The organism is Ruegeria sp. YKSF131 (assembly GCF_059612645.1).
The window spans coordinates 1-3,550 of the sequence record NZ_JBXWQZ010000121.1 but is presented as its reverse complement, the minus strand read 5'-3'; the positions used below and the strand labels follow the sequence as shown (position 1 = coordinate 3,550).

Sequence of the window (3,550 nt, the reverse complement as noted above, 5' to 3'; positions counted from 1 at the left end):
GATGGGACTTGGTTGGATCGGATATGTAACGGCGCTGGAGAAGTTGCCTGCGTCGACAGTCGGCGTGCTTTACATGACCTATCCGGTGTTCACACTGGTCATTGCCTGGGCCGTGTTTGCCGATGCACCGACGCGGCGCGCCTTGTCAGCTGCTGGTCTGATTGTGGTCGCCGCTGTCATTGCTGGCTCGCCCGCGTCAGTTCCTGTGGCGCATCTACCAACGCTGCTGATATCACTTGCCGCTCCTTTCGGGTTTGGTTTCGGAATTTGCGTCCTGGTGCACAGGTTATCCCGGATTGCGCCCTTGGCCCGCATCGCATCAGTTTCTCTGGGGTCTGTATTGGGCCTCGCGCCGCTCATTCTCGGTGCAGAGGTTGGAGAGCTTCTCCCAAGGGATCAATCCGATTGGCTTCTCATTGTGGGTATCGGACTTGTAACCGCTCTGGTGCCCCAGCTTATCTACACAATCTGCTCGCCGGTCATTGGGGCTTCCCAAACTGCGGTCGTCGGAAGCATCGAATTACCCACAATGTTTGCCGTGGGCTTTCTGGCCTTTGACGAGGCGATCTCATTACCTCAGGCCTGGGCTTGTGCGCTAATTCTGAGTGCAATTGCGATCACAAGAAGCCCAAGAACGCGCACCGTATCTACCGTGCTCACAAGATCACCGAAGCGGTAGTGTTGCACTCGCAATAGTCCTACTTTGCGGCGCCGATCAGGCCCCGACATAATGTGGGCGATGAGGTGGTGCGCACCCATTTCGGCACGTCTTGTTCTTGGTTCAGGTGATGCTAGGGTTTTCGGTAGAAAATACTGAGCGCTATTCGAGGGTGGTTGGGATGGCTGATCCGTTTCAAGATGTAGATGCTGCGGGTGCGGAGTTCATTTCCGCGTTTGCCGACTCGATGGACGCGCGTCAGTCCGATCCCACAATGGAAAAGATCGTTTCAAAGTATCTGGCCAAACTTGAGTTTGCCGAAGGTAGTCTGACCATTGAAGTCGGATGCGGTGCAGGAGCCGTCACGCGCCGCATTGCGGAGAAGGTCAACCCCGCGCGTGTCATTGGTTTCGAGCCGTCTGTCGGCTTTGTGACCGAAGCAAGAGCGCGGGTCGGGGGCTACGACAATGTGGAGTTTGAGGTCGCAGGAGGAGCGTCGTTGCCCCTGGATGATGGCTCAGTTGATAACGTGATAATGCACACGGTGCTTACCCATGTGGCAGACCCGGCGCCGCTTTTGACCGAGGCGAGGCGTGTTCTAAGGTCGGGAGGGTGTCTCGTGGTGTGTGACGCTGACTTTTCGAAAGCGTCCTTGGGAAACTTGTCAAACGATCCTCTGGACGCCTGCGCCAAGATATTTGTGAACGAGTTTGTCACCGACCCATTTGTTGTCGCCAAGTTGCGCGGCCTGGCCTCAAATGCGGGATTCACAGTCGAAGACTTCAGCCTTCAAAGTAGAAGTATTCTGGGCAATGACCAAATGCTCCCCTGGGTCGAAGAGACTGGGAAAGTGCTGATGAAACGCGGTGAAATTGGGGAGGATCTGCACAATGGATTAATCGCCGAGTATCGCCGTCGAGCAGGAGAGGGAACACTTTTTGGCTATCAGGTCTTTGCAACACTGATTGCGAGGCGGCCATAAACTCTTGGCATTCGAGTCGCGACAGTAAACAGTTGCCAGCCACAAACTTTGCTCGATAACGATGGTTTAGCGCGCACGGCCGAGGTCAACTGGCGCATTGTAGAACGATCAACCCTTTTTACGCGCCACGACGATAAATTGGGTCATGGAGAAAAAGAAGCGCCCAACTTTTGCAAGGCTGAGCTGCTCGTCAAACCACGATTGCGCAACAACGGGATCAACATGGTCGTTTGCAACAGCGTATTGCTTTATGAGGTGCATCATCATGATTGTGAGGCCATCAGGCTTTAACTGGTGATCTGTCATCGTGAACGACAAGACATCTTCCACGCGGTCGCCACGCGCTTTGATCAGTGCGGGCAGTCTTTCCGGGACGGAACCACTCACAAAGTGCTGGTTCCAGGATGTTAGCATCTTTAGCATTCTGTCAGGCTCGTCGCTGAACCAAATCAAGCTGCCAAAGTGTAGATCGCTGATGACGAGGCGCCCGCCGGGTTTGACGCACCTCAGCGTGTCAGCCAGCGCACCGTCTACGTCTTCGATGTATTCAAAGACCTGTACCGAGACGGCCTTGTCAGCACTTTCATCCTCAACGGGCAAGCTATTTGCGGCCCCAGCACGAAACTCCACGTTTGCGTAGTCGCTGCATCGTTCTCTTGCGGCTGCTGTCATATCCTCGCTTGGGTCGATCCCGATGACATAGCCATCCGAGCCAACTGCGCGGGCCAACTCCACAGTTAACATCCCGTTGCCACAACCGACATCCAAAATAGACTCACCGGGAGCCGGGCACAGCGCATCAAATGAAGCCTGTCTTCGCCGAGTCAATTCTGCTCCCTGATAGGCGATTTCAAGTAATTTCGTTGTCTCCGCGTCAAATTTAAGCAACTCGCTCCCCTTACAAAGAACACAAGTTTCCAAAAACCTTATCAGAAAATGGGTTATCTACGAAAAGCAGGATGGATCGTTGAGTCTTGAGCGTGGATCCATCAACATTAAATGAATGCGCCGACTTGATCCGACGATTGATTTATCCCCGAGAGCGGAGGACGCTTCTGCCGCGATATCGGACCAGCCTTTCGGAGCGGTTCGAGAGTTCGAACAACATCAATTCAAGGGATGTCGAGGCCATTCTCCCGTCCGAAATCGGTATAGAAGCTGTCACTTCGGTATCGGTTTAAAGTGGCTTCGTCCGCATCTCTTGGATCGGTGCCAGGGCTTTGAACACCTGTTCCTTCTATGAAGCGGTTGACGAGATTGAAGACACCGCAGACCTGGATAGCATCGAACAGCGCACTCTCCGACCAGCCTGCCGCGTAGACTGCTCTAGCGTCGGCTTCTGTCATTCGGGATGGCGAGACAGTGAGCTTTTCAATGTATGCCAGCAACGGTTTGAGGTGATCCTCGACCGGTGCCGTATCGCGGTCTTGCATCAGTGCCTCGATTGTCTCGACCTCAATGCCGTAGGCTTTGGCGAAAACGATGTGCGCACCATGGCAATACGCACAAGCATTCAAGCCCGAGACGTAGGCTGCGATTAATTCACGTTCAGCAACCGAGAGGTCGCTCTCGCCCCTCATCACAAGGCTTTCGTACGCACAAAGCGGAGAAAGTTTGTCTGGAAAGGCCTGATAGACACTTCCAAGTGTCGCGTTCTCCGGCAGAGATGGAAACAGACGTTTCATTTAATTCTCTTTCAATCTTGCTTTGGATAACTTTGTCTCAAAGTGAAGAACCAACGTAGTTTACGCAATCCTAAAGCAATTCTTGGTTCCGAAAAAAGACTCTGTAGGAAACTGCGAACGGCAGGTTTGCTTGACCGCACCGCACCATGTTCGTCACTTGGTTGAGAGCAACTTTTGGGCCATCCGCTCGACTATGCAAGGTCTGGTTTCGACGCGCTACTGCCG

General features: G+C 53.6%; 4 protein-coding genes. 2 read left to right on the top strand and 2 right to left on the bottom strand.

What is annotated here, in order from left to right; translation table 11 throughout:
* Both AC2FLZ_RS21820 and AC2FLZ_RS21815 read left to right on the top strand, forming a co-directional pair.
* Positions 1-679 (top strand): DMT family transporter (locus AC2FLZ_RS21820; RefSeq protein ID WP_496882779.1); only part of this gene is annotated, 679 nt, incomplete at its 5' end.
* A gap of 109 nt (positions 680-788) precedes the next feature.
* Positions 789-1,640: a methyltransferase domain-containing protein gene (locus AC2FLZ_RS21815; RefSeq protein ID WP_496816611.1), complete on the top strand. Its 852-nt coding sequence runs from the start codon at positions 789-791 to the stop codon at positions 1,638-1,640.
* 108 nt (positions 1,641-1,748) lie between these two features.
* Here the strand turns inward: AC2FLZ_RS21815 and AC2FLZ_RS21810 are convergent, their stop codons facing one another.
* Both AC2FLZ_RS21810 and AC2FLZ_RS21805 read right to left on the bottom strand, forming a co-directional pair.
* The gene (locus AC2FLZ_RS21810; protein ID WP_496816609.1) at positions 1,749-2,528 is read right to left on the bottom strand and encodes a methyltransferase domain-containing protein; all 780 of its coding nucleotides are present in this window, start codon (positions 2,526-2,528) and stop codon (positions 1,749-1,751) included.
* A gap of 224 nt (positions 2,529-2,752) precedes the next feature.
* Positions 2,753-3,325: a carboxymuconolactone decarboxylase family protein gene (locus AC2FLZ_RS21805; protein WP_496845506.1), complete on the bottom strand. Its 573-nt coding sequence runs from the start codon at positions 3,323-3,325 to the stop codon at positions 2,753-2,755.
* Positions 3,326-3,550: the final 225 nt, after the last annotated feature.